This is a genomic window from Microbulbifer discodermiae (assembly GCF_040742695.1).
GTDB lineage: Bacteria > Pseudomonadota > Gammaproteobacteria > Pseudomonadales > Cellvibrionaceae > Microbulbifer.
In genome coordinates, this window is record NZ_JBFLAB010000058.1 from 1 (window position 1) to 24,611 (window position 24,611).

Here is a 24,611-nt window from a genome sequence, read left to right on the forward strand (position 1 = left end):
AGCTCCGGGGAATGCCGGCGACGCTTCACGGGTTTCTTAGCAGGGATAATTTCACTCATATTAGGTGTCCACTTGTTGATAGGTGGACACCTAAATTACAGCGCAGAATTTGGCTTGGTAGATGAGTTTGCCGGACGCTTACATCCAACCGCCGGCCACAAAATGCCAGCCGCTGACGGTCATGCTCGGGCAACTCCGCCAACAACTGAGGAATGATTTCTTTCATGGCATAACCTGCTCTTGATTGATGTTGTACCGCCGGCTAATCGGGACCTCCACTTACAGCTTTTTGTACTTGCCCAATATGGCTTGGGCTGCCTGGGCTTTTTTAACCTCTTCGAGAGTCTCAGCTTCGTAAATGGGGAGTGACGTCTCAATGATGATCCTCGCCAACTGCTCATGGCCGATACCGTAGCGCTTCGCCACCGCCTTTAGCCGGTCAAATACCGGTTGTGATGTGCGTAGATTCGATTTTCGGAAGTTCGTTTTCATCCCGGTCCCTGTGCCTGTAATTTTCTAATAGGTGCCGGCCTTCCACCGGCTCGGGGCTATAGCCCTTGGCACTGTATCTCCACACACTTCGCGGTCGTGTCGTGCCTGATCTCCCCCCCGAGCGCTGTACTCAGCTCCATCCTGTGGGTGGATTGCTTGGTGCCAGTCTTTCCCGGCTGTCAGCGGTCTTTCCCGCCGTCCACTACCGCAGGCTGATCGATACAGCAAAGACAATGCTCCCCCCTTCCACCTATGCTGACTTGCTAGAAAGCCTTAACCAGGAATCAGTGGGAACAACAGGCTTTACCCCAAAGATCAGGATATTCATCAGATAGGTTCACTTGCCCGCCACTTGCCGCAGCAATACGCCGCGCAAGCCGTGGGCTTGGTAAAGGGTCATGGCCGCCGCCAATGCGTCGCAAATACACAGGCTTTGTGCCGACTTCTTCCGCAAGCCTTTGAAGCGCAGACGGATCGCTTTTCAATTGAGCAAGAAATGTTCTAAGCCTCATGCCAAGAAAATTTAGCAATTTACTAATTAATTAGCAAGTTGTGTTAGTATTTGTAGTAGAATTGTGCGCCAGTTCGTTAGTACTGCCTAATTCACTTGGCTAGGCTAGGTAAATACAATCGGCTGGATTGAACACCGAAACAAGGGTCCCACCTGACAAGATGACCATCAGAGACATTAGAGCCAAAAACGTAAGATTTCTACGCTCAAAGTACGGCCCAAAAAATAAAGATTTTGCTGAAGCACTTGGTATTTCTGAAAGCTATGCCAGTCAAATAAGCCAAGACCCACCGATTACAAACGTGGGGGACAATAAGGCTCGCGAAATTGAAAAACATTTAAACCTCGAGCCAGGATGGCTCGACCGTGGGCACGGAGAAACTGCGAACGAAAATCAGCAATTAAAGTCCGGACAGATTGACGAGGTGCTAGCAGCCAAGTGCGTAGCTGCTATGATGGAAGCTATTGAACAAGAGAACTTAAAAATGCCATCACCTCGTATTTTTGGCGCGGCTCTCATCACTCTCTATACAGCTAGCCAATCCAACAAGAGGGTCATTGACCCCCTTCCGATCCTTCGACTCGCTATCCTTGCCGGCACCGACGGTAGTTGATTCCTTGGCGCCCTCCTTTAAGCCCCTCTCTATCGTGCGTACCAGTCGTAGAATTTTAATATATTCAGGAACGTCCATTTACCCTACCCTCGCTGTGCTCTGACTCCAGGCTTGAAGTCCTATCTAGCTAAGCTAGTGACGGCTTTGTCAACATCCCCAAAACTCCGTGTATTAGTCAAGTTTTGACAAATTAATTCCAAGTTACGGCCAAAAATGAAATTCATGAAACATGAGCTTCATGGACTTAAATGCACTCGCTATGTGAAACGACACGAAGCCTAAATTGCTTCTTTTCTACATACAAACGACAGGAGTAAGCGGCCTTAGTACGAAAGTACCCTTTATGCTTCTGTGACGTAGAGTTGATAATGCGGCCGACTCACAACCTCAAAAGGCCTACACTAGGACCCAAGAATCCAATACAAGCAACGCATCTAACTTGCCCAGCGAAATAAATGGCGTCATTTTACATTACTTTCGTTAGTAAATCACTTTACTAACCGTTAGTAATATACTAAATTCTTCTTGCCGACTCAAGGAGAATAATCATGATCGCCACCTGTTCAACTAACCCTCCTTGGGACTCTATTAGACAGTTTGAGCGTCAAAAAGAGTCTCAAACAGGCTCATCTATATCCAGCACAACTCTGACAAACGGTTGTATCCGCCTCGACAGTATCTCTCGCCAGACTGAACTCGGCCTGAAGCAGTTTCAGGGGGTGGCGCAATGATGAACTTCGCCACCAGCTTAGCCAGGCCAGTAGAGGACGCCCTGCCCGACTACGAGTGTCACCAGGACAGCCAGCGGGAAATCACCGAACAAGAAATCGAGACAGTCGCCGAATTCATTGAGTATCGCTTATTAAAAGAGCGCGGCATTTTGAGCAAAGCTGCCGTGCGCGCTCACGAATTGCTCGCCGATGAAATGGCAGACCAAATCGACAGCCTAGCCGGGAACTCCGATAGCACCGGCCCTGAATACATCGGCTGGTTATCACTTCAAGACGCAGCAAAGGCAGGAATCAAGCTCCAAGAGGCCGCTCGCAAAGCAATAGCGCACATTGCCGAGGAGCATTTTGAGGAGTTCTCAGCCGAGGCTCGCTGCTGGGGCTGGCTGGAATGAACGGTTCAATGAGTGCCCTTTTGGTAGCCACCAGCCGCCGGGCCAGCTACCCGTTTCCTGACCTGAAAGTAACCGTGGTTCGCGCTTGTGACATGGAATGGTGGGAAGAGGTCTGCAAAGCCATTCGCGAGCGCTGCCGTCAGTCCTATCAGCGCTGGGGCCATTGTGAAAACCCCTACCCCGTTGGCGATCTGCGCCGTGGTATCTGGGTGGATGAGAGCGAGGTCATCTTAAACGAGTCGCAGCAGGAAGCGGCTAAACGCAACGTCAACTGGGAGTGTGAGGACGCCCATGTCTAGCTTGCCCAAAATCATCGATGCCACAGAGGTAAAGTTCTGCCAAATCGCTCCGAAGGCACTCAACTATCAGTCCGAAAGAGGCTTTGCGCTGCAAATCCTCGCCAACAATGAGTACATGGCCAGAGTCGCTAAAGAAAACCCCATTTCCCTGCAGCAGGCGATCACATCTGTTGCCTCAATCGGTCTTTCCCTGAATCCGGCAGAGCGCCAGGCCTACCTGATCACCCGCAATGTCAAAGTTGCAAAAAACCAGTGGCAAAGCCGGGTCTTCCTCGAGCCCTCCTACATGGGGCTGGCCAAGCTCGCCACAGACTCGGGCAACATTTCATGGGTACAGGCAAACCTTGTCTATGCCAACGACACTTTTGTCGACAACGGCCCCGGTGAACGCCCTACACATACTTACAACGCCTTTGCCAAGAAAGACCAACGCGGCGATTTTGTCGGCGTCTACTGCGTGGCAAAAACGCACGAAGGCGACTATCTGACCAATATCATGCCGGAAGATGAAGTACTCTCCATTCGGGATCGCTCGGAAGCCTGGAAGTCGTTCAAATCCGGCAAAGCCAAAACCGGAGGTCCCTGGCAAACCGACTTCGGCGAACAGGCGAAGAAAACTGTAATACGCCGAGCCTTCAAGACCTGGCCCCGCACCAACCTGGCCCGCATGGCGGAGGCGGTCCACCTATCCAATGAGAACGAAGGGTTTGAGCCTATTCTCACCTCCCCACAGATCAAGGACTACACCGCTGAACAGAAGCGATACTTTGACCAGCTGATAAGCCAAAGCTCAGCCCTGCGCATGCTGGCCTTCCAGAAAAGCCTGGATGATTCGACCTTTACCAATCTCTATCACTCATTCGAGAAAGGACAGAAAGGTAAATACCAGCGTGCTGTGGATGACCTGCTCAAAAGCGGAGAACAACAGTCCCAGCAGGTAATTGCTGATTTTACTGCAACAGCCTCCTCTGACGATCCAGACGGCATTCTGGAGATATACAACGAATTGTCGCTTGAAGAATTTGATTTCATCGCCTCTCGGCTGCCAGCGGAGATCAATCTGGTGATCGATGGAGTGATTAACCAGCGCCCCGGCGCACTTAGTCAGCAGTAACCGTTAGGGCCGCCAGTACGGGGCCCACTTTGAGGGAGTTAATGCTATGACCGCATGCCTAATCTGCCACCATGCGCTCACTGACCCACGATCATTGGCGCGGGGTATGGGACCAATCTGCTACGCGAAACATGGGGCTCAGGGCGATCTGTTTCTGCCTGGAGCGCCTGTTTATGATTTTTCCCTACGCGAAGTTAACGAGCAATCCGTGCTCTGCATTGTCGATCTGTATGACGAAAAGAACCCTACCGTAACTGTCACCAACGGTGCAGAACTGGTACTCAAGCAGATAGCCGACCAGATTGGTTCCCTGCCGGAACGAATTATCTATCGAGACAGCGAAGGAGAGTGGGACCAGTTGAAGGCCAAAAGCGATGGCTCTTTTAAGGGGTTTGCACCGCTACCAAACTCTGCTGGACGGCGTATTACTGAAGAGCACGAAGCCTTGCAGTGTTTCCAGGATTCAAAAGTTGGGTAATACACGAGATACGGCGGTGTATGCAGTGGTATCGAAGCGGGCATAGGACTGACAGTGCTTTGAAACAATGGAGGCAAAGCAATGAGCGCCAGTAACCAACTCATGTACTGGAAGGACTGGGTACGGGAAAACTTTATTGGAACTCAGCCTGCGCGAGAAACTGTCGTCAAATGGGTTGCTGCTGGTGAAGTGGCTGGACGCTGGCTAGGTGATCGGTCGTATATTTATCGGAATGGATTCCACGACCCAAATACCATACGCACGGAAGAACCAACCGCAAATAAAGAAAGCAGTGAGCCACTATCACCTCTGCTTGCGCAACGGTAATCTGAAAGGCTACACCATGGCTAGACCACGTAAACCAAGGTTTGTGGATGGCTTAGAGCTACCCGACAACCTTTATACAGACCCCAAGAAAAGGAACAACTATTGGCGCTATATTCGTCCAGACGGCTCCATACTCACATTCTATGCCACCACAGTGGAAGCTATCCGCCAAGCCAAGCAAGCAAATCGCCAGAGGGAGTTATATAAACGCCAACCGGCAGCAAATGAGACATTGTGGACAGCACGGGCAGGTAGTCTATTAGATCGATACAGTGACTGGGTGACATGGATGGAAATCAATCACCCCAGACAAGCCACATCTGCGCGTTGGGCGCAGAAACGCCGCTATGTCGAGCGAATGTGTGAACAGCTGCGCAACCCTATGCCTTCAGATCTTACTCTCGCAAAGGTGCGGGAGTGGTGGGAATCACAGGACTATCACCCTCAACGAAATAGCCGTGCCGCGTTACGCAGTTTCGTCAACTACCTAATGCTGGAAGGAGCGGTACCTAAGTTGTCGTTCAACCCGTTCAATACAAGCGATGAAGCTCCGAAGCTAATTCCACGTCAGAGGCCCCCCAAGATCCGCCAGCGGCTGACGATTACAAATTTCTGGCGTATCTATGACAAGGCAGGGGAATTGGGCTACGAGGGATTACAGATTGCTATGGAGCTGTCTCTACTGACTACTATGCGCCGAGGGGATGTGTGTAGCCTTCGCCTGGACGCGCATGTCAGTGATGAAGGGATAGACAAAGGGGTAGAAAAATCAATCAACCAGCGTGGCGAAGAGCGGGCCACATACTTGCGTTGGTCCTATGATAAGCATCCTGAGTTACGTCCAGTTATGGACCGTGCCCGCGAATTGTCCTTGAGAAACTACGGTTGTCCCTTCGCGGTCTCATACCAACCTAAGCGGCGCCAGCCAAGAGCGAATCAGCATGAGCATTGGTGCCGTCTCATGCCGAGTCGAGTATCTAACCAGTTCAGGGAAGCAAGAGAAGCTGCTGGCGTCTGTAGTGATCTACCCAGCAATGCCAGGCCAACCTTCCATGAAGTCCGGGCATTGGCTTCACATCTACTGAAGAAGTCAGGTCACAGCCCGGAGGCTATTGCTGAAATTTGTGCCCATACTGACGCAGAAATCACCGAAAACTTCTACCTCTCAGGGCATGAGAGAGAGTACGTGAATGTGGGGATCAACATAGATTCCAAACTGCTCAATCGGAAGTAATTGGGAGTTTTTGTACGGGGTTTTTGTACGCTTGAGGGGTGGTTTTTGTACGCTCAATGCGAGAACTCGTCTGAAACCCGCATGGCATAAGGCTTTGAATGGTCGGAGTGGCCGGATTTGAACCGACGACCACCACACCCCCAGTGTGGTGCGCTACCAGGCTGCGCTACACTCCGACAAAAAAAATCAACTCTCAGAAACTTTCCTAAGTGCTTGATTTTAAAGGACTCTAACTGCTTCGAGGCGCAAATCATACAGCAGTGACCAGGGATTGCAAGCCCATATTCACCTGTTTTGATCCACGAGGGTCAGGCCTCCAGCAAACGGGCCACATCCTCCAATTCGGCGATAAGCTGGGGCAGAATCTGTTGCAGGTGCACCTTGTCCACTTTCTCACCACCGGATTCCATTTGCAGACGGGCTCCGCCAATGGTGTAGCCCTCTTCGTACAGCAGGGCACGAATCTGCCTGATAAGAATGACATCCTGGTGCTGATAGTAGCGGCGGTTACCGCGGCGCTTGACAGGGCTGAGCTGGGGAAATTCCTGCTCCCAGTACCGCAGCACATGGGGCTTTACCGCACACAGCTCGCTCACTTCACCAATGGTGAAATAGCGTTTACCGGGAATGGTTGGCAGTTCGCTATTGTGACTTGCTTCCAGCATTTTCTTCTACTCGTGCCTTGAGTTTTTGTCCCGGTTTGAACGTCACGACGCGTCTCGCGGAGATGGGGATCTCCTCACCAGTTTTGGGGTTACGGCCTGGCCGCGGGCTTTTGTCCCGCAGATCGAAATTGCCAAAACCGGACAGTTTTACCTGCTCGTTATTTTCCAGCGAGTCGCGGATCTCCTCGAAGAAGTATTCGACGATCTCCTTGGCCTCGCGCTTGTTAAAACCCAGCTGTTCGTACAATTTCTCGGCGAGTCCAGCCTTGGTCAGTGCTTCTGTCATCGGTTTCTGCCCACAGGTTTGGGCGTCGACTCCAGATCGGAAGCCTAAATCATGGCGGCTTGCCTCCCGGTAGCGGACGCTCTGGGGTACCCCAACCCGCTGCTCCAGCGGGTTGGGCAGCCTGCGCTCCGATACCTCGCCACCGACTAGCGCAAACTGGCGTTATATTTTTGTTTTAATTGTTCGAATACCGCATCCACCGCGGTATTGATTTCGTCATCGTTAAGGGTGCGCGACGGATGCTGAAACGTCAACCCCAAAGCGACACTTTTTCTATTGAAATCAATACCTTTGCCCCGATAGACATCAAAAATCTTGAGGTCGGTCAAGGTTTCACCGGCAGTCTCGACAGCTGTTTCGACCAAGTCGGAGGATTCCACCTGGGCGTCAATCAGCAGGGACAGATCGCGGCGCACCTCTGGAAACCTGGACATCGGCTGGAAGCTGGGCAGAAGCGCCTCGCCCAGGGCCTCCAGGCTCAACTCGAACACAAACGCGCTTCTGGGTAGGTCCAGCTGCTTTTGCAGTTGCGGGTGCAGGGCGCCCAGTACACCCACGGGCCGGTCTTTTCGCAGTACCTGAGCACACTGGCCGGGGTGGAGGGCCGAGTGAGAGCCGGTGACGAAGCGGAACTCATCGGCGTTGCCTTTGTAGTGCCGCAGCAACGCCTCGACATCGGACTTGATATCGTAAAAGTCCACCAGATCTTTGTCGCCGGTCCAGTTTTCCTCATCGCGGCTGCCATAGATCAGGCCCGCCAACATCGGCTCCTGATGCAGTCCCTCGGTGCCCTGGTCGCCACCGGGAACGAAGCGAAGGCCAGACTCAAACAGGCGCACCCTGGCCTGCTGGCGATTGAGGTTGTACTGCAGGGCTTTGCACAATCCCGGCAAGAGGGAGCTGCGCATCACCGCCAGGTCGGCACTGATAGGGTTCTGCAGGGCTACCGGCTCCACTCCGGGATCGAACAAGGTGGCCGTCGCGCGATCGATAAAACTAAAGCTGATGGCTTCATGATACTCGCGCGCCAACAGGGTCTGGTGCAGTGCATCCCCACTGACTGCAGACTCCTGCTGGGGCAGGACATCCAGCGCAGCGGAGAAGCTGACACTGGGGATTCGGTTGTAACCGTAGACCCGCGCCAGTTCTTCCAGAAGATCGCTCTCGATGGCGATATCGAAACGGAAACTCGGTACGGCGAAAGACCAGCCGTCGGCGGTTTCTTCCAGTAGTTCCAGGCCCAGGCGGGTGAGGATATCGACGATCTGCTCATCTGTAAGCGCAACGCCCAGCCCCGCCTCTACCCTGGCCCTGCGCAGGTGAATACGGCGTTCGGCGGGCATTACTTCGACCAGTTCGCGCAGGTGCACAGGCCCGGGCTGGCCGCCAACGATTTCCAGCAGCAATTGGGTAGCGCGCTCCATGGCCCGCTCTTGCAGACGGTAGTCCACACCGCGTTCGAAGCGGTGGGAAGAATCGGTGTGCAGGCCGTAGGAACGGGCCTTGCCGGCAATGGCCAAGGGGCTGAAGAAGGCGCTCTCCAACAGGATATGTCGGGTGCCCTTTGTCACTGAGGTGTCCAGCCCGCCCATGATTCCGGCCATCGCCAGTGGCTTTTCCTCATCGGCAATCACCAGGGTGCCTTCCTGCAGAGCGACTTTCTGGCCGTCCAACAGGGTCAGCTCTTCCCCAGGGGCGCACATACGCACTTTGATACCTCCGGCAAGCTTCTCCAGATCAAAGGCGTGCATGGGCTGGCCGAGTTCCAGCAACACGTAATTGGTGACGTCGACCACCGGATCAATACTGCGCAGGCCGCTCCGGCGCAGGCGTTCCCGCATCCACAGCGGAGTCTGGGCATCGATGTCGATATTGCGAATCACGCGACTTACATAGCGGGGGCAGGCGGATTCAGCCAACAGCGATACCGGCAGACTGTCGTCTATCTGCGCAGCAACCGGGTGGACTTCCGGGCCCTGTACAGTGCAGCGGTTCAGAACACCAACCTCGCGCGCGATTCCTGCGATGCTCAGGCAGTCAGCGCGGTTGGGTGTCAGGTCCACTTCGATGGCGTTGTCGTCGAGTTGCAGGTACTCGCGCAAATCCCTGCCCACCGGGGCGTCCTGGGGCAACTCCCAGAGCCCATCGCTGTCATCGCCAAGGGCCAGTTCGGTCTGTGCGCAGAGCATACCGAAGCTCTCGACACCGCGCAGCTTGGCTTTTTTGATCTTGAAATCACCGGGCAGCCTGGCGCCCACCAGGGCAAAAGGAATTTTGATACCGGCGCGGGCATTGGGGGCACCACACACCACCTGCATTCCCCCGTCCGGGTTGCCGGCCACTTTACAAACCCGCAGCTTGTCCGCATCCGGGTGGGGTTCACAGGCGACGATTTCACCGACGACCACTCCTGAGAAGTCACCCGCTACCTCTTCTACGCCATCCACTTCCAGGCCGGCCATGGTAATTTGATCGGCCAGTTCCTGAGTGGTGAGTTTTGGGTTTACCCATTCCCGCAGCCAGGAATCACTGAATTTCATAATAGGTTCTCTTTGTCCGTTCCCGCAGCGCTCTGTTTAGCGCCGGCCGCCCAGTGGCTGCTTCACCGCCACCGGCATCAAATTCCCGACAGGTATCAAAACTGCCGGAGGAAGCGCAGATCATTGTCGAAAAACAGGCGCAAATCGTTGACGCCATAGCGCAGCATGGCAAGACGCTCCACACCCATACCGAAGGCGAATCCGGAGTATTCATCGCTGTCGATATTGCAGGATGCAAACACATTCGGGTGCACCATGCCGCAACCCATCACTTCCAGCCAGCCGGTGCCGGAACAGACGCGACAACCTTCACCACCACAGGCGGTGCACTGGATATCCACCTCGGCGGAGGGCTCGGTGAAAGGGAAATAGGACGGGCGAAACCGCACCGGCACATCGGCTTCGAAAAACGCTTTCAGGAACTGATCCACACAGCCCTTCAAGTGCGCAAAACTTACGCCCCTGTCCACTACCAGCCCCTCAACCTGGTGGAACATCGGCGAATGGGTGAGATCTGAATCGCAGCGGTATACGCGACCGGGGCAGATAATCCGGATTGGCGGTGCGGTTTTTTCCATAGTACGAATCTGCACCGGGGATGTATGGGTGCGCAGCACTGTGGAGGGATCGATATAGAAGGTATCGTGCATGGCCCGCGCTGGGTGGTGGGCGGGTATATTGAGCGCCTCGAAATTGTGATAGTCGTCTTCCACCTCCGGTCCCTTCTCTACCGAGAAGCCGAGTCGGACGAACAGCTCTTCTATACGCTTCAGTGTCCGGGTCACGGGGTGCGCATTGCCCTGGCGGGTGCCCCGACCCGGCAGAGTCACGTCGATTTTCTCCTCGGCCAGCTTGGCGGCGATAGCCGCCTGCTCCATCTCTGTGCGGCGGGCGTTGATGGATTCCTGCACCTGCTGCTTGGCTTCATTAATTTTTGCGCCAGCCGCCGGGCGCTCATCCGCGGACAGTTGGCCCAGCCCTTTCAGCAAGGCGGTGAGGTGGCCTTTTTTGCCGAGGTAATCGACTCTCACCTGATCCAGTACCGGCAGACTGTCAGCCTGCCTGACCAGCGCCAGCGCCTGATCCACAAGGGGCTGCAAATTTTGCATCGAACTGTTCCCAACTCAATTCTATTGACGTTATAAACCCGGCAACCCCATAGATGATGCCTCAGCAATGGGGTTATCACCTTTGAATTCCCGCGCGATTGCGCGCAATCCGCTGCCTTTCTATGGCTCCCACCGGTCTGCGCCCGGTGGGAGCTAGATAGTCATTTCCTTGGGGCGGCGGTGCCTCAAGCGATACCGGACAAAAAAATAGGGAAGGGCCATTACAACCCTTCCCTATTTCTATCTCAGCTATTCGGCTGAGGTACAACTCAGGCGGCCAGGGCTGCCTTGGCTTTTTCAACTACGGCGGCAAATGCGGCCTTGTCGTAGACAGCCAGATCCGCCAGTACGCGGCGGTCCAGGGCAATATCCGCCCTTTTCAGACCGGCGATCAGGCGGCTGTAGCTCAAACCTTCAGCGCGGGACTGGGCGTTGATACGCGTGATCCACAGCGCGCGGAAGTTGCGCTTCTTAACTCGGCGGTCGCGGTAAGCGTACTGACCGGCCTTGATAACCGCCTGCTTGGCTACGCGAAACACACGCGAACGCGCGCCATAGTAGCCTTTGGCCTGCTTCAGAATTTTCTTGTGACGACGACGCGCCTCTACACCACGTTTTACACGGGCCATGATTCTATCCTCTTAAAACTATGCACTCTTTCTCTGCAGGGGACCAATTACTTGGCGCGCAGCATGCGGTCGACCAACCCGGCGTCAGACTTGTTCATGGTCTGAGTACCACGCAGCTGGCGCTTGCGCTTGGTGGTCATTTTGGTGAGGATATGGCTCTTGTTGGCGTGCTTGTGCTTATAGCCCGCAGCCGTCTTTTTGAAGCGCTTGGCGGCGCCGCTATGGGTTTTTGCTTTCGGCATTTTGTACTCCAGTAAAAAAACACAGCCCCGTGGGGCCAGGACTTGATTACCGCCGGCATATCCGGCGGCGGATTGAGAGTGAGTAGGCAGCCGTCGCCCGATCACTTCTCCAGCAGGAGCGGAGACGATTCTCCGATCCCTACTTCTTCTTCCTGGTCGGCGCGATGACCATAATCATCTGCCGGCCTTCCAGCTTGGGTCTCTGCTCGACCGTACCCAGTTCTTCCAGATCCTTTTCGATGCGCTGCATCATTTCCATGCCCAGTTCCTGGTGGGCCATTTCACGGCCACGAAAGCGCAGGGAAACCTTCGCCTTGTCACCCGCCTCCAGGAAGCGGGTCAGGTTGCGCAGCTTTATCTGGTAGTCACCGATATCGGTGCCCGGCCGGAACTTCATTTCCTTGACCTGTTGCTGCTTTTGTTTCTTCTTGGCAGCATTTTTGGCCTTTTTGGCCTCAAATACATGCTTGCCATAGTCCATGATCTTACAGACCACGGGATCGGAGTCCGCGGCAATTTCAACGAGATCCAGACTGGCCTCCTGGGCCGCCTCGAGCGCCTGTTCCAGGGAAACAATGCCCACCTGTTCTCCATCGGCGCCGATAAGGCGTAGCTGGGATGCCTCTATCTGGTCGTTAATGCGGGCCTTCTTGGACCGCCCCTTACTCTCTCGTTTAATAGTTGTCGTCTCCTGTTACCCAAATAAAGTCAGCTCTGGCTATCGTCGCCGGATTGGCCATAGCGGCCCACATCCCGCTCGAGGATCTCCAGAAATGACTCAAAAGTCATGGTTCCCAGGTCCTCACCGCTGCGTGTCCGAACGGCGACCGTCTGACTCTCCACTTCCTTATCGCCGATCACCAACAGATAAGGGACACGCTGAAGCGTGTGCTCGCGGATTTTAAAGCCGATCTTCTCGTTTCTCAAGTCAGCTGTGGCACGATATTGCAAACTACCCAGACGGGCCTCCAGATCGCGGCAGTAGGGGGCCTGGCGGTCGGTAATGTTCATGATGGCCACCTGCTGGGGTGCCAGCCAGGTGGGAAAGGCCCCTTCGTAATGCTCTATCAGTATGCCGATAAAGCGCTCGAAGGACCCCAGTGCCGCCCGGTGCAGCATCACCGGCACCTGGCGGGAGCCGTCTTCGGCCACATACTGGGCATCCAGGCGGCCGGGCATGGAGAAATCCACCTGAATGGTGCCGCACTGCCAGACCCGCCCGAGACAGTCCTTGAGTGAGAACTCGATTTTGGGGCCATAGAAGGCCCCCTCCCCCGGCAGCTCCTCCCAGGGCAGACCGGCGGCGTCCAGCGCCTGGGCCAGGGCCTTCTCCGCCTTGTCCCAGCTCTCATCGGAACCCACGCGCTTGTCCGGGCGGGTGGAGAGACGGTAGATGACGTCATCAAAGCCAAAGTCCCTGTAGATCGAATGCAGCAGGTCCATAAAGTCGGAAACCTCCGACTGGATCTGGTTTTCCGAACAGAAAATGTGACCGTCATCCTGTACGAATCCACGCACGCGCATCAGGCCGTGCAGGGAGCCGGATGGCTCACTGCGGTGGCAGGAGCCAAATTCGGCCAGGCGCAAGGGGAGATCCCGGTAGCTGCGCAGCCCCTGGTTGAACACCTGCACATGGCAGGGGCAATTCATGGGCTTGATGGCAAACTGGCGCTCCTCGCTGGTGAGGGTAAACATATCGTCGCCAAACTTGTCCGCGTGGCCGGACTTGCGCCAAAGGCTGAAATCCACCAGCTGTGGGGTCTTGATCTCTTTATAGCCGTACTCGCGCTGACGGCGGCGCATATACTGCTCGATGGTGCTGTATATGGTCCAGCCGTTGGGGTGCCAGAACACCATGCCGGGTGCCTCTTCCTGGATATGGAAGAGGTCAAATTTCTTCGCCAGCTTGCGGTGATCCCGCTTCTCCGCTTCCTCGATACGGTGCAGGTAGGCCTTCAGGTCTTTCTTGCTGGCCCAGGCGGTGCCGTAAACCCGCGTCAGCATCTCGTTGTTGGCGTCACCCCGCCAGTAGGCGCCGGCCACCTTGGTCAGCTTGAATGCCTTCAACTTGCCGGTGGAGGGCACGTGGGGGCCGCGACACAGGTCTTCAAAGTCCCCCTGGCGATACAGGGAGATATCCTCATCACTGGGAATGCTGGCGATGATTTCCGCCTTGTACTCCTCCCCCATTTCACGGAAGTGTTGCACTGCTTCTCTGCGCGGCATCAACCGGCGACTGACGGGGATATCCTGCTTCGCCAGCTCCTCCATACGCCGCTGAATTTTCTCCAGGTCCTCCGGGGTAAACTGGCGCTCATAGGCGAAATCGTAATAGAAGCCGTCCTCGATCACCGGGCCAATGGTGACCTGGGCACCCGGATACAACTGCTTGACCGCCTGGGCCAAAAGGTGGGCGGTGGAGTGCCGGATGATATCCAGCCCCTCCGGCTGGCGGTCGGTGACGATGGCCAGTTGCACGTCCCGCTCTATGACATAGCTGGTATCGACTTCTGTGCCGTCGACCACGCCCGCGAGTGCGGCCTTGGCCAGGCCGGCCCCTATATCGCTGGCCACATCGTACACCGAAACCGGCTGGGAGAATTCACGGCGGGAGCCGTCAGGGAGGGTGACTACAGGCATGGTACTTCCTTCTGTTCAGTGGCGGTCCCTACCAAAGACCGCATGACTATCCGCTCCAGTGATGCCGGAACTATCCGGTTGGAGCCTTTTCATTTTGTTAGTTGGGCAAGCTATCTGGTTGCCAGACCATCTCACTTTGGCTGGGGGGATGCCTGAACGACGCCCCCGGGCTCCGTCAGGACAAGAAGCCCAAGCCGGTGGAAACCGGCTATGGGGTATTCCACCCGGGCAGTTTACCAGAAACTTCCCGGCGAAATTCAACACAATTGCCAAAATCTGGGCGTAACTGGCAGTGGTGCCTTTGGTTAGCGACCTCGGCGCAGCAACTTTGGCCGTTAATCTGTGACTGCGAAACCGAGAACACTGAACAACAGGACTGGGAGAGGATTTTGGCGGGCTGCTGAAGAAGGTCTTTTCAGTGGCCCGGGGATGTCGGATAGAAGTTCGGCAACAGCGTCGGCGACAGCAGATCCGGAAGCACTAGCAGGCTGTTGAAAAAGTCCTTTTCAGCAGCCTGCTGTCCCGAACAGGGATGTTCGGGCCGCAAATCAAGCATGTAACTGCTTGATTTGTCGTGGAGGGTTTGCGGACATGAGCCGCAAACCCGGGTTGAGGGAAGCCAGGGAGGGCTTTCTCAACAACCTGCTAGGCTGGAGATTATATTCGCAGCCCCCAGAGCCCTATATTGCCGGATCAGGTATTGGCTGGCAGGGCCTGCAAGCAGCCCTTCAGCCGCTTGCAGGAAATGGCGATAGCCCTACCCCGCCGCTAACACTTACTGGGTGATACCTTGGTGTGATCGTGCAGCTTGGGTGGTGTGGCATTGCCCCCATGCTGCTTCAACCACTCGCAGGCGTTGACGATATCGTCGCGGAGGATGTGCACACTGTCCCGGTTCAGGTGCGGCCGCACGACCACCCGCAGGGTGTTGACCGACTCCGCATCCGGCGGCATCGAATAGGCGGACAGGACCCAGCCGCGCTCCCGCACCTTGGCGGACACATCGTATTCATTGAAGTTGAGGCCGTCCTTCAGGGTCAGCGCCACCACAGGAATGCGCTGGGTTTTATTCATAATCTCGAAAAAGCCACTATCCACCAGCTCCTTGCGCAGCCAGTCCGCATTGTCCACCGTGCGCTGCATCACATCCTTGTAGCCGGAGAATCCCAGGCGGAGAAAATTGTAGTACTGGTGGGCCACCGGCGCCGCGCCGCGGCTGAAATTCAGTGTGGCGGTGGGCTGCTCACCGCCCAGATAGTTGACATAGAAAATCAGGTCTTCGTTGAACACCTTGTCATCGCGGAAGATCACCCAGCCCAGCCCCGGAGGCACCAGCCCGTATTTGTGCCCCGAGGTGTTGATGGACTGCACCCGCGGCAGGCGAAAATCCCATTTGTAATCCGGGTAGAGAAAGGGATTGATAAAGCCGCCGGAAGCACCATCGATATGCAGGGGGATGGAGATTCCGGTCTTTGCCTCATAGTCGTCCAGCCATTTGTGGATACCTTCAAAATCATCGTCCTCGCCGGTAAAAGTCTGCCCGGCGATGGCCACCACAGCGGTGGTGTTTTCGTCCACGAACTCGTCCAGCCGCTCGGCAGTCAAACGGTAGTCCCCCACCTTTAGCGGCACTATGCGCGGCTCCACATCGAAGTAACGCATAAACTTCTTCCACACGATCTGCACATTGCCGCCGGTGACAAGATTCGGCTTGCTGCCGTCTTTGCCGGCCTTCTCCCGCGCCTGGCGCCAGTTCCACTTGTGCGCCAAACCCGCCAGCATACAGGCCTCGGACGAACCTATGGTGGCGGTGCCGTAGGGGGTGACATCGGCGGGTCCGTTCCACAGGCTGTGCAGCCAGCGCACCATGCGCTTCTCCATCGCAAAAAGCTGCGGGTACATGTCGTGGTCAATATAGTTTTTGAGGTAATTGCGGAGCGTCACCTGTTCCGCTTCCGGTTCGTCGAAGGTGGTAACAAAGGAAGACAGGTTCATGGCCGGCTGGGCGTCGGTCCAGGCCTCCGCGTTGACCATGGCCTCGGCGGTCCGGGGGGCAACCCCCTCCGCGGGCATCTTGTCTTGGGGGATATCGTGGTTGTACTGGTCGTAGGGGGTTTCATGGGAAGGCTGGGGTTTCATTTAGGGCTTCCTTGAATTTGCGCTGGGCCTGCTTGAAAAGTAGACCAGCCGCGGCCGGCATGGGAATCGGGAGACAAAATTTAGGTGTTTTTAGCGGCCAAAAGTCCTGCGGGACTGTCCCCTTCTCCAGCCGAGCCGGGATACACATTACTCCCTAAAATGACGTGAAATAACGCTTTTGATCAGGCGAACAAAAGCTGTACAGCTTGGTGCCACACCCACCTATTCATAGTGGCGATGGCTTTACTCCCTACCCACCTTGCCGGGCTATGGCCACGAGAAAATAAAATGGACAGGCCCCACTGACAACCTGCTGACAAAAGCCTTTGCCGGCTTTACTCAACGGCCTTGCGGCCCGAATATCCCCGCTGGAAACCACAGCCCGCGGACTGGACCCACTACCGAAGCCATTTGTCCCAGTAACCGGTGCGCCTCTGCATCTCCTCGATGACCGATTCCGGCAGCAGCTCGATGGGCGTACGATCTTCCCGTATCTGCCAGCCACCCCCCAGCGAGAGATATATCTGCACCAGGTTGCTGGCCACCAGGCCCTGGGTCACCGCCAAAGTGTCCTGCTGGGTGACATCCGAGGTCAGGGTTGTGATAACCGTGTTGAACTCTATCAGGCCATTGGTGTACTGGGATAGAGACAGGTTCACCGATTCCTTGGAGGCCTCTGCGGCCCTGGCATAATAAATCAGCTGCTGCTGGGATTTTAGGTAGGCAACAATCGCATTTTCCGCGTCTACCTGGGCCTGTAAAACCGTCTGCTGGTAATCTGCCAGAAGCTGCTGGAAAGTTGCGTCCTGCAGTCGCACATTGCTGCGCAGCCGGCCGTAGTTGAAGACATTCCACTCAAAATCAAACAGCAGGTCCCAGGTCTCGCTCTCCCCTTCAAACAGTTTCCCCGCGTCCATGGCCAGGGTGCCAATGGACCCACCGATGGAAAAAGTGGGGTAAAGCTCCGCCCTGGCGACACCAATCTGTGCCGCCTGCGCAGCCAGTAATCGCTCTGCCTGGCGAATATCCGGGCGCTGCCGCAGCAAATCCTGGGGCATACCCACCGCGATACGGGCCGGCACAGTGGGTATCCCGGAAAAACCGCCGAGAAGGTAATTGAGATGGTGCGGAGGCTCGCCCAGCAGTATCGCCAGGGTATTTTTCAGCTGCTGTAGCGTGATCTCCAGATCCGGTACAGTTGCCTGGGTATTGCTCAGCAATGTCTGGGCCTGCTCCACATCCAGTGCGCTGACCTCCCCCGCCTCGAATTTTACCGTGGCGATCCGCAGGCTCTCCCGCTGCAGACGAATATTTTCTTCGGCGACCTCCAGACGCCGCTGGGTTGTGCGGATGTCGATATAGGTCTGCGCCACTTGCGCCACCAGGGAGACCAGCACTCCGTCGTAGTCAGCCATGCTGGCCTCGAAATCCGCGGACGCGGACTGCACCAGACGTCGCAGCCGGCCCCACATGTCCAGCTCCCAACTGAGATTAAAATCCAGGCTGAATTCGTTCTCGATCACTCCCGGTTCGTCCAGACCTTTTGAGCGCTCTGCGGATCCGGTAATCTGCTGCAGCTGTGGATACTGGTTGCCGATGGAAATGGCCAGTTGCTGCTGGGCCTGCAATACCCGCAATGCGGCAGATCTCAACTCCAGATTCTGGCTTATCGCCCCCGCGATCAGGTCGTCAAGCAGGGCATCGGAGAAGGCCGATTCCCACCAGAGGGGATTGACCGCATCCAAAGTGTCAATGCCGCTGTCGCCGCGATACATCCAAAAATCCTCGACGGCCACAGGGGGGGGATGATAGTCCGGGCCCAGCATACAGCCGTAACCCGCCAACAGGGAAAATACCCCCGCAAGTGCGAAAAAGCGCGAAACCGCCCAGCAACGCGAATTAGGGTTCCGGCGCCATTTCATCTTTTTTATCGGCTTTATCGGCATCCGCCGTGCCGCCCATAACGAACACCGAGCCGGTAAAGCCGACTATGAGCCTGACGGGGGGAGGAACCCTGGTCAAATGAATTCGGACCGGCACCCGCTGGGCGAGGCGAATCCACTCGAAGGTTGGGTTGACTTCTGGAAGCAGGTCGTTACCGGCGGTCCCATCCTGTTGCGCTATGCCCCAGCCGATACTGTCCACATAGCCTTCCAGTGGGTTGTCCGGATAGGCCATTAGTGTCACTATGGCCCTATCCCCCGGCGCAATACGGCGAATAAAAGTTTCCCGAAAGTAGCCGTCCACCCAGTAACTGCTGGAATCCACCAGCGCCATTGCGGGCTGGTTGGCCACCGCCTGGTCGCCGAAACGGAAGTCCACGTTGGTCACATAGCCGGATACGGGCGCGGTCACGGTGGTATATTCCAGGTTGAGTTCCGCCTGGCGCAAAGCGGCCAGCGCAGCCCTCAGGCTCGGGTTATTATCCCCGAGCGCCCCGAGTTGAGCCCTGGCCTGCTCCAGCTCCGCCCTGGACTGCTCGGAGGTAGCCTGGGATTCCACCAGCGCCGCCTCGGCACCGATGCGATTCTCCACCGACGAGTCGTACTCGGCTTGAGCGGCTTCCAGGGACTTTTGCGAAGTGGCGCGCAGCGGCAATAATTGTTGCTGACGTTCAAATTCTGCTTTGGCCTTGACCACCTCCGCTTCCAGCGCCTTGATATTGCTGCGCGCCTGCTCTACCGCTGCGTCGGACTCCCGCACCCTGGCCTCGTAGGCGAAGACATTTTGTCTCTGCGCTTCATAGGTATCGAGGGATTCCTCGTACTCCGCCCTGGTTTCCGCCAGTGCCGCCTCAAAGGAACGCGGGTCTATCTGAAACAGCAGGTCTCCCGCCTTGACAAACTGGTTATTCTTGACAGGCAGATCCACAATCTGCCCTGACACTCTCGGTGTAATCTGGATAACCTCCGCCTGCACCTGGCCATCCCTGGTCCAGGGGTTTTTTAAATAATTCCACAGCTGTGCGAGCAACATCAGCAGGGCAATAAGAATCAGGCCTCCTGTCAACATATATTTCTTTGAAAAACGCATTGCTAAATACCCACAAAAACCTTCCCTATCACAATTGCATAGATGACGCTCATCGCAACAATAGCGGCAGGAGGGTTTGCAAAGTATCTGGAAATCCGATAGCGATCCAAACTACGTGCGGTCAATAACGCTGCCAGCAATCCCAGAAGACCAGACAACAACAGTGGTGAAAAATAGACCTCACCTATTGCCAACTCATGGGGTATACTAGTCACCTTGCCGCCTCCCTCAAAGTAAAAAATCTAGGCTGACAAAATTCATCCCAATTAATTTCTTCAAATAATTCGAGTACTTCCAATAAAAAAATATTGATATACTGAGTAATACCCAAAAAATACAAAAATTTTATTATCTTACCGTGCTCACCGGGATCATCTTTAGCGTTAAAGAATAATTTATCAGTGGAAAATGTTTCACTTTTGAAAAGTTTGGCATACTGCTCCCTAAGGTGCTTAGTATCTAAATCCGGCTTACTGGACGATAAATCCAACATTGCCTGACTGGTAAGCGCCCTCCATTGCATAACCTCATTGGTAATTTTATTTGATGCTATTAAGGGACCTTTACTTCTATCCAGCTCATAAAAAGTATTAACCTGATTACTAAGTAGGATAACCAGCTTAACAATTCTACGCAGCTGCTCTTCGGTCATGGAGTTTGTATCTTTTACGTCGATACCGTTCACCCAATATTTAAGTGCCTCCCTGGTTTTTAGAACCACATTGACGTGATACTCAATCATTACTCGCCTAAAAAAATTAAACCTTGATACAGGTGTAAAATTTTTTCCTGACAACAGATAGCCAGCACTAGAAAAAAAACGCCTTACAATCTGCCTAAATTTATTTTCTGGAATTAGTGAAAATGGTATATTTTTAACCACTCCAAGTATCGAAAAGACTATTATTCCCGTTAAGGCCAGATCTAGTATATTTATAAAATTGTATTCTTGATGATTGGCCAGATTGAATACAATTTGAAAGTAAAATAGCGCCATTAATTTTACTAAAACTTGCCCTTTAAAGAATAAATCAGAAAAATAGCAAGTGTAGAAAAACCATAAAAACAATATCGGCCCCAATGTATAATAGCTGGCAAGCTTGGGAAGTAAAAATATGTATAAAGGTGTGGCAATTACACAGACTAAAACTGTGGTTTGACATATAATTACAAGATTCGACATGGGCTTTGAAGCCAACATAGAGCCCATAACTCCGGCAAGTGTTACTACCAACATGCCATTAATCAAGTCGGGTATATATATGTACGCAAGATAGGCGATCCATATACCAGAAATAACCCGAATTACTGTAGCAATTCTATCGGGAGTAGGCATAAAAAATGAAAGCCAGTTGCTTTTGTTTTCGTATGGATATTTTAAATATGAACTACCCAGCTCACTAATATCCTCTATAGAGCGACCGAGAAATCTGGTTTCTATCTCGAGCTTTTTTAATCTCTGGTAAGTAACTGATAAGGCTGCAGCCTCGAAGGTGGACAGGGATTTTATCTTATTGATATTTTCCTCTATTGTATGGCCTTTTGAACTTCCGGGAAACTCTATCTTTTTATTCTGGGTGAAGAAAGTACAAATTTGTGTGAACCACACTCCCAATTCCCTGGAGATGTTCTTTATATTTGGAAAGAAATCCGGTATGTAAAGCCGTTTTGCTATAACCAGGCTTTCCTCGAACTTCAGCAATGCCTGGGTGACCACCGTTGACCGGTTGCCATAGTGACGCCATTGCCGACGAGACTCCCAGATTTCATAGCTATCGACGCTGGCATCATCTATGGCGCTGCGCAACTGCGCATCCGCCTGTATTAGATCCAGGCGTTGCTGGGAAAGATCTTTGTTCTTGTAACGGTCGTAGAGTTTGGAAAAGCAATGACTGTTGAATTCGCATTGCTGTTCCGCGAGCTTGATTGATGCTTTATCCAGCTCCGGTCGACTTCGGTTTGGCCATATGAGGACGGCAATAAGACTGTAGACAACGACACCTAACAGTGTCTCCTGTATCCGCAGGATTCCTTTCTCAAACGTCAGGGAGAAATCGCCCCCAGTCGCATCCCACAAAACCACGGTAACAAAGGCTCCGACGGTCCAGAAATATTCAAATTTTGATTCCTGCAGAAAGTAAACACAGATCCCAACCCAACTGGACAAAGCGATCATAAAGAGCCAGCGGTCCTGGGGAAAAATCCCGAAAATCGTCCAGGACACCAGCGCTGCAACAATGGTGCCGCCTATTCGCATAATGACGCGATTGATGGATTGGCCGAGATTTATCTGGCTACACACCACCACCGCAAAGCCAGCCCAATACGGCTTGTCCCAGTCGAGCCCCAGGGCGACTCCGTAAACTATCGTCAGCGCTCCGGCAACCTTGATAGCTTCTTTGCTGCTACGTGAAATGGGCACTACTCTCTCCGGCCAAATTACCCGCACAGAGACAGCAGCTTTTAACCCCGGGTATTAAAGGAGAGGCACAACAGGAATTCCATCAGCGACCAGTTGTGCCAATCCTATGCCCGAAAAGCCAGACCACTATGGTTTGACAATTGCCAATTCGCGGCTTGCGGGATCTTAGCTGCCGGCAGGCTCACTCTTAAATAGGTTAAGTCCCAGCGTCTCCGATAAAAATTTCGCCGCCATTTGCCCTTTTACGCTATTGCCGGCTTTGTCAAGCGGTGGCGCGAAGGCGCCAATGCCCATTTTGCCCGGAGCCACGGCGATGATGCCGCCACCGACGCCACTCTTGCCGGGCAGTCCCACCAGCCACAGCCATTGGCCGGTACTGTCGTAGAGCCCCGCAGTGGCCATCACCGCCAGTATATGGCGCACCACTTCCGGAGATACGACACGCTTACCGGTAACCGGGTTGGTGCCGCCATTGGCCAGGGTCGCAGCCATGGTGGCCAGGTCGCGGGCGGTGACATTCACCGAGCACTGGCGGGTATAGACTTCGGTGCTTTTAGTGGGGTCATCCCACATATGGTCATAGCTTTGCAGCAGTGTAGCGATGGCGCGGTTGTGCTGATTGGTGTCCATCTCAGACTTGTAAACCGGCTCGTTGACCGATAGTGAACGCCCGGCGAAGGCGGACATATTGTCCAGTATGGCTTTCCATTTGGCGTCGAAATCGCCTTTGGGCTGGAGCAGACTGACGGTGGCAATGGCGCCGGCGTTGACCAGTGGATTGACCGTGCGGGCCGGTTCCAACTCGATGGCGATCACCGAGTTAAACGGCAGGCCCGTGGCGTTGACGCCGATTTTTGACGGCAGTACATTAATTCCCTGTTGTTCCGCCACCAACGCGGCGGTGAAGGGCTTGGAGGCGGATTCGATGGCAAACTCATAGCCGCTGTCACCGGTTTCGATCACGTCCCCGTTTACGGTCACCACAGCGACCCCATAGAGCTGCGATGGCACCTTGGCCAGTGCCGGTATATAAGAGGCGTTCTTGCCGTCGCGGTTGCCCTTGAATTTATCGTGGGCCTGCTGCACCGCTTTCTGGATATCCGCCTTGGCAGGCTGGTGCGCATCCGCCGCCACACCGGTGGGAATCAGCAACAGGCAGAGAAGGAACAGTGCGTGTCGCCAAGCGGTCGTAGCGTTGAATGACAATGTGGTGGTTACTTCCATGATGATTGATCCCTCAATGTGTAGGAGAAGGAGTAACTGAACGAAAATTGCAGGCGCACATCCTCGGACTCAAAGCCGCCGGAGAAGTTATTGCGCTTGCCCCACTGCAGTTCAACGCCGCCCATGACCTGGGAGGTCGGGTAGTAGCGCAGATTGGCGGTGGCATAACGGCCCTTGCTGAATGCGTCCGGTGCCTGGCCATTGGTATTGTCCATTTTCAGATAGGAATAGCCGATGCTGCTGCTCCACTTCTGATGCCACTTGTGGTCCAGGTAAACAGTGGCGCCCCACACCGGCAATACCTTGCCGATCACCGGCCGACGCGCATCGCGGAAATTCAGCTTGGGCGCTATATCCACCGGTGCGTCGTTAAAATAGCTCTCCACTCCGGCGCCGCGCACCGCCTGCAGGCGCAGCACATTGCGGTCGTCGGGCTTAACGTTGGAGCTGAAACTGATGCCCCAGCCGGTATCGCTGCCACTCAGGTCAATGTCGTCGTCCCTATCCAGGTCGTCGTATTTAAAATAGCGGGCTATGGCCGCGACGCGCAGATAACCCCAGTCGGTCTTGTGCCTGTAGGCGGCGGACAGATCCGGGCGCGGGAAACGCAGCTCCACGTCCGGGATATCGGAGCGATCGGCGAAAATCCCCTCATCGCCGGTGGCTCCCGGTCGCTCCAGCGCTATGACCAGCTCCCGGTCGCCCTGCAGCGGTTGCCAGAAGGCCTGCACATTGCGGAAAAACAACACCCCGTTGGGACCCCAGTAATCCAGGGTGTTGGGCACAACGTCCAGGTCCATAAAGGGACTCCAGAGCTGCCCGGCACCGAATTTCCCCAGTTGGCCATAGGCGAGCCTCAGGCGCGTCTGCGTCTGCCCGGCTTCATCGCCAACGCCGAACCAGTCGAATTCCACAGCCGTATAGAGCTTGCCGCAGTCGGTGGGGGTAGTGACGTGCAGGCCCAGGCGCGTGGGGCGGACGCTGGCATAAAAATGGCCGTCGCGACCGAATTCACCCGGAAAGGACGGCAACTTGGAGGGGCGGTTCACATCGAACCAGTCGGGGTCGTTGGTCTGGAAATCGTAGATAAAATCTGCGTGGGCCGAACCGTAGATCTCCAGGGACATCTCTTCCGGAAGCTGCACCTGTGCCTGGGCACCCAGTGCTGCCCACAAGCCCGCCAGCAGCCACCAGGAGCACTGTTTGCGGATGCGTTTATTATACTGCTGCATTGCGGCCTCCTTGCCGACAAAAAAGAAAGTTTCGCGCAACCGACACCCGGTATAGAGGGGCGCCGGCGGCCTAAAATACCGGGGGCGCCGGTGTTCCTTCATCGCAAGGATAGCCCTAGTGGGCCATGCGGTTAATTAGGTGGCACATTTTTGGCTCGCCGCACTGAAGCCAGTATCGTGTCGGCGCTCTTTGTCCATTTAAATGGTTTGGCAAGATCGCGGTTATGAACACGAATAAATCGCTGCAGCTCGGCCTTC

General features: G+C 54.8%; 22 protein-coding genes and 1 tRNA gene. 6 read left to right on the forward strand and 17 right to left on the reverse strand.

Annotated features, from left to right (window positions below; genetic code table 11):
* Positions 1-279: 279 nt before the first annotated feature.
* Complete coding sequence (locus AB1S50_RS16365) at positions 280-492, reverse strand: hypothetical protein (protein WP_367152086.1); 213 nt, start codon at positions 490-492, stop codon at positions 280-282.
* A gap of 672 nt (positions 493-1,164) precedes the next feature.
* Here AB1S50_RS16365 and AB1S50_RS16370 point away from each other — a divergent pair.
* The 6 genes from AB1S50_RS16370 to AB1S50_RS16395 all read left to right on the forward strand — a co-directional run bounded on the left by AB1S50_RS16370 (position 1,165) and on the right by AB1S50_RS16395 (position 6,192).
* A complete protein-coding gene (locus tag AB1S50_RS16370; protein ID WP_367152087.1) occupies positions 1,165-1,617 on the forward strand; it encodes a helix-turn-helix domain-containing protein in 453 nt (150 codons plus the stop codon).
* Positions 1,618-2,344: 727 nt separating this feature from the next.
* Positions 2,345-2,740, forward strand: coding sequence for a hypothetical protein (locus AB1S50_RS16375; protein ID WP_367152088.1), 396 nt, complete (start codon positions 2,345-2,347; stop codon positions 2,738-2,740).
* Positions 2,741-2,748: 8 nt separating this feature from the next.
* Positions 2,749-3,039, forward strand: a complete 291-nt coding sequence (locus AB1S50_RS16380; protein ID WP_367152089.1) for a hypothetical protein — start codon at positions 2,749-2,751, stop codon at positions 3,037-3,039.
* 1 nt (position 3,040) lies between these two features.
* Positions 3,041-4,153, forward strand: a complete 1,113-nt coding sequence (locus tag AB1S50_RS16385) for a recombinase RecT (RefSeq protein ID WP_367152091.1) — start codon at positions 3,041-3,043, stop codon at positions 4,151-4,153.
* 46 nt (positions 4,154-4,199) lie between these two features.
* Positions 4,200-4,631: a DUF6011 domain-containing protein gene (locus AB1S50_RS16390; protein WP_367152093.1), complete on the forward strand. Its 432-nt coding sequence runs from the start codon at positions 4,200-4,202 to the stop codon at positions 4,629-4,631.
* A 292-nt stretch (positions 4,632-4,923) separates the two neighbouring features.
* A complete protein-coding gene (locus tag AB1S50_RS16395) occupies positions 4,924-6,192 on the forward strand; it encodes a tyrosine-type recombinase/integrase (RefSeq protein WP_367152094.1) in 1,269 nt (422 codons plus the stop codon).
* 99 nt (positions 6,193-6,291) lie between these two features.
* Here the strand turns inward: AB1S50_RS16395 and AB1S50_RS16400 are convergent.
* The 16 genes from AB1S50_RS16400 to AB1S50_RS16475 form a co-directional block, all read right to left on the reverse strand.
* Positions 6,292-6,368, reverse strand: a tRNA-Pro gene (locus tag AB1S50_RS16400).
* Between the two features lie 132 nt (positions 6,369-6,500).
* Positions 6,501-6,857 (reverse strand): MerR family transcriptional regulator, encoded by a 357-nt coding sequence (locus tag AB1S50_RS16405; RefSeq protein ID WP_367152095.1) that lies wholly within the window; start codon positions 6,855-6,857, stop codon positions 6,501-6,503.
* Positions 6,835-7,143, reverse strand: a complete 309-nt coding sequence (ihfA, locus tag AB1S50_RS16410; protein WP_367152096.1) for an integration host factor subunit alpha — start codon at positions 7,141-7,143, stop codon at positions 6,835-6,837. The genes AB1S50_RS16405 and ihfA overlap by 23 nt, the downstream gene beginning before the upstream one ends.
* Before the next feature lie 146 nt (positions 7,144-7,289).
* Entirely contained in the window at positions 7,290-9,683 is a 2,394-nt protein-coding gene (gene pheT, locus AB1S50_RS16415; protein WP_367152098.1) for a phenylalanine--tRNA ligase subunit beta, read from the reverse strand.
* Positions 9,684-9,778: 95 nt separating this feature from the next.
* Positions 9,779-10,792, reverse strand: a complete 1,014-nt coding sequence (pheS, locus tag AB1S50_RS16420) for a phenylalanine--tRNA ligase subunit alpha (RefSeq protein ID WP_367152099.1) — start codon at positions 10,790-10,792, stop codon at positions 9,779-9,781.
* 269 nt (positions 10,793-11,061) lie between these two features.
* The gene (rplT, locus tag AB1S50_RS16425) at positions 11,062-11,421 is read right to left on the reverse strand and encodes a 50S ribosomal protein L20 (RefSeq protein ID WP_367152101.1); all 360 of its coding nucleotides are present in this window, start codon (positions 11,419-11,421) and stop codon (positions 11,062-11,064) included.
* 47 nt (positions 11,422-11,468) lie between these two features.
* A complete protein-coding gene (gene rpmI / locus AB1S50_RS16430; RefSeq protein WP_020413351.1) occupies positions 11,469-11,663 on the reverse strand; it encodes a 50S ribosomal protein L35 in 195 nt (64 codons plus the stop codon).
* A gap of 139 nt (positions 11,664-11,802) precedes the next feature.
* Positions 11,803-12,342, reverse strand: coding sequence for a translation initiation factor IF-3 (gene infC, locus AB1S50_RS16435; protein WP_367152116.1), 540 nt, complete (start codon positions 12,340-12,342; stop codon positions 11,803-11,805).
* Between the two features lie 29 nt (positions 12,343-12,371).
* A complete protein-coding gene (thrS, locus tag AB1S50_RS16440) occupies positions 12,372-14,303 on the reverse strand; it encodes a threonine--tRNA ligase (protein WP_367152103.1) in 1,932 nt (643 codons plus the stop codon).
* Between the two features lie 768 nt (positions 14,304-15,071).
* The gene (locus AB1S50_RS16445) at positions 15,072-16,442 is read right to left on the reverse strand and encodes a glutamate decarboxylase (RefSeq protein WP_367152105.1); all 1,371 of its coding nucleotides are present in this window, start codon (positions 16,440-16,442) and stop codon (positions 15,072-15,074) included.
* A 398-nt stretch (positions 16,443-16,840) separates the two neighbouring features.
* Positions 16,841-18,364 (reverse strand): efflux transporter outer membrane subunit, encoded by a 1,524-nt coding sequence (locus AB1S50_RS16450; protein ID WP_367152107.1) that lies wholly within the window; start codon positions 18,362-18,364, stop codon positions 16,841-16,843.
* Complete coding sequence (locus tag AB1S50_RS16455; RefSeq protein ID WP_367152109.1) at positions 18,342-19,475, reverse strand: HlyD family secretion protein; 1,134 nt, start codon at positions 19,473-19,475, stop codon at positions 18,342-18,344. Before AB1S50_RS16455 ends, AB1S50_RS16450 begins: the two co-directional genes overlap by 23 nt.
* 2 nt (positions 19,476-19,477) lie before the next feature.
* Positions 19,478-19,690 carry a DUF1656 domain-containing protein gene (locus AB1S50_RS16460; protein ID WP_367152111.1) on the reverse strand — a complete coding sequence of 71 codons (213 nt, stop codon included), beginning with the start codon at positions 19,688-19,690 and terminating at the stop codon, positions 19,478-19,480.
* Positions 19,687-21,897 carry an FUSC family protein gene (locus tag AB1S50_RS16465; protein ID WP_367152112.1) on the reverse strand — a complete coding sequence of 737 codons (2,211 nt, stop codon included), beginning with the start codon at positions 21,895-21,897 and terminating at the stop codon, positions 19,687-19,689. The genes AB1S50_RS16460 and AB1S50_RS16465 overlap by 4 nt, the downstream gene beginning before the upstream one ends.
* Before the next feature lie 165 nt (positions 21,898-22,062).
* Positions 22,063-23,121, reverse strand: a complete 1,059-nt coding sequence (glsA, locus tag AB1S50_RS16470) for a glutaminase A (RefSeq protein WP_367152113.1) — start codon at positions 23,119-23,121, stop codon at positions 22,063-22,065.
* Complete coding sequence (locus tag AB1S50_RS16475; protein ID WP_367152114.1) at positions 23,112-24,353, reverse strand: DcaP family trimeric outer membrane transporter; 1,242 nt, start codon at positions 24,351-24,353, stop codon at positions 23,112-23,114. Before AB1S50_RS16475 ends, glsA begins: the two co-directional genes overlap by 10 nt.
* Between the last annotated feature and the right edge of the window lie 258 nt (positions 24,354-24,611).

Excerpts from the sequence above, each read along its gene's own strand:
- ihfA (WP_367152096.1), bottom strand. The coding sequence starts at position 7,143 with ATGACAGAAGCACTGACCAAGGCTGGACTCGCCGAGAAATTGTACGAA.
- AB1S50_RS16370 (WP_367152087.1), top strand. The coding sequence starts at position 1,165 with ATGACCATCAGAGACATTAGAGCCAAAAACGTAAGATTTCTACGCTCA.
- pheT (WP_367152098.1), bottom strand. The coding sequence starts at position 9,683 with ATGAAATTCAGTGATTCCTGGCTGCGGGAATGGGTAAACCCAAAACTC.
- rplT (WP_367152101.1), bottom strand. The coding sequence starts at position 11,421 with ATGGCCCGTGTAAAACGTGGTGTAGAGGCGCGTCGTCGTCACAAGAAA.
- AB1S50_RS16390 (WP_367152093.1), top strand. The coding sequence starts at position 4,200 with ATGACCGCATGCCTAATCTGCCACCATGCGCTCACTGACCCACGATCA.
- pheS (WP_367152099.1), bottom strand. The coding sequence starts at position 10,792 with ATGCAAAATTTGCAGCCCCTTGTGGATCAGGCGCTGGCGCTGGTCAGG.
- AB1S50_RS16365 (WP_367152086.1), bottom strand. The coding sequence starts at position 492 with ATGAAAACGAACTTCCGAAAATCGAATCTACGCACATCACAACCGGTA.
- rpmI (WP_020413351.1), bottom strand. The coding sequence starts at position 11,663 with ATGCCGAAAGCAAAAACCCATAGCGGCGCCGCCAAGCGCTTCAAAAAG.
- AB1S50_RS16450 (WP_367152107.1), bottom strand. The coding sequence starts at position 18,364 with ATGAAATGGCGCCGGAACCCTAATTCGCGTTGCTGGGCGGTTTCGCGC.
- AB1S50_RS16455 (WP_367152109.1), bottom strand. The coding sequence starts at position 19,475 with ATGCGTTTTTCAAAGAAATATATGTTGACAGGAGGCCTGATTCTTATT.
- AB1S50_RS16375 (WP_367152088.1), top strand. The coding sequence starts at position 2,345 with ATGATGAACTTCGCCACCAGCTTAGCCAGGCCAGTAGAGGACGCCCTG.
- AB1S50_RS16405 (WP_367152095.1), bottom strand. The coding sequence starts at position 6,857 with ATGCTGGAAGCAAGTCACAATAGCGAACTGCCAACCATTCCCGGTAAA.
- AB1S50_RS16445 (WP_367152105.1), bottom strand. The coding sequence starts at position 16,442 with ATGAAACCCCAGCCTTCCCATGAAACCCCCTACGACCAGTACAACCAC.
- AB1S50_RS16380 (WP_367152089.1), top strand. The coding sequence starts at position 2,749 with ATGAGTGCCCTTTTGGTAGCCACCAGCCGCCGGGCCAGCTACCCGTTT.
- AB1S50_RS16475 (WP_367152114.1), bottom strand. The coding sequence starts at position 24,353 with ATGCAGCAGTATAATAAACGCATCCGCAAACAGTGCTCCTGGTGGCTG.
- thrS (WP_367152103.1), bottom strand. The coding sequence starts at position 14,303 with ATGCCTGTAGTCACCCTCCCTGACGGCTCCCGCCGTGAATTCTCCCAG.
- glsA (WP_367152113.1), bottom strand. The coding sequence starts at position 23,121 with ATGGAAGTAACCACCACATTGTCATTCAACGCTACGACCGCTTGGCGA.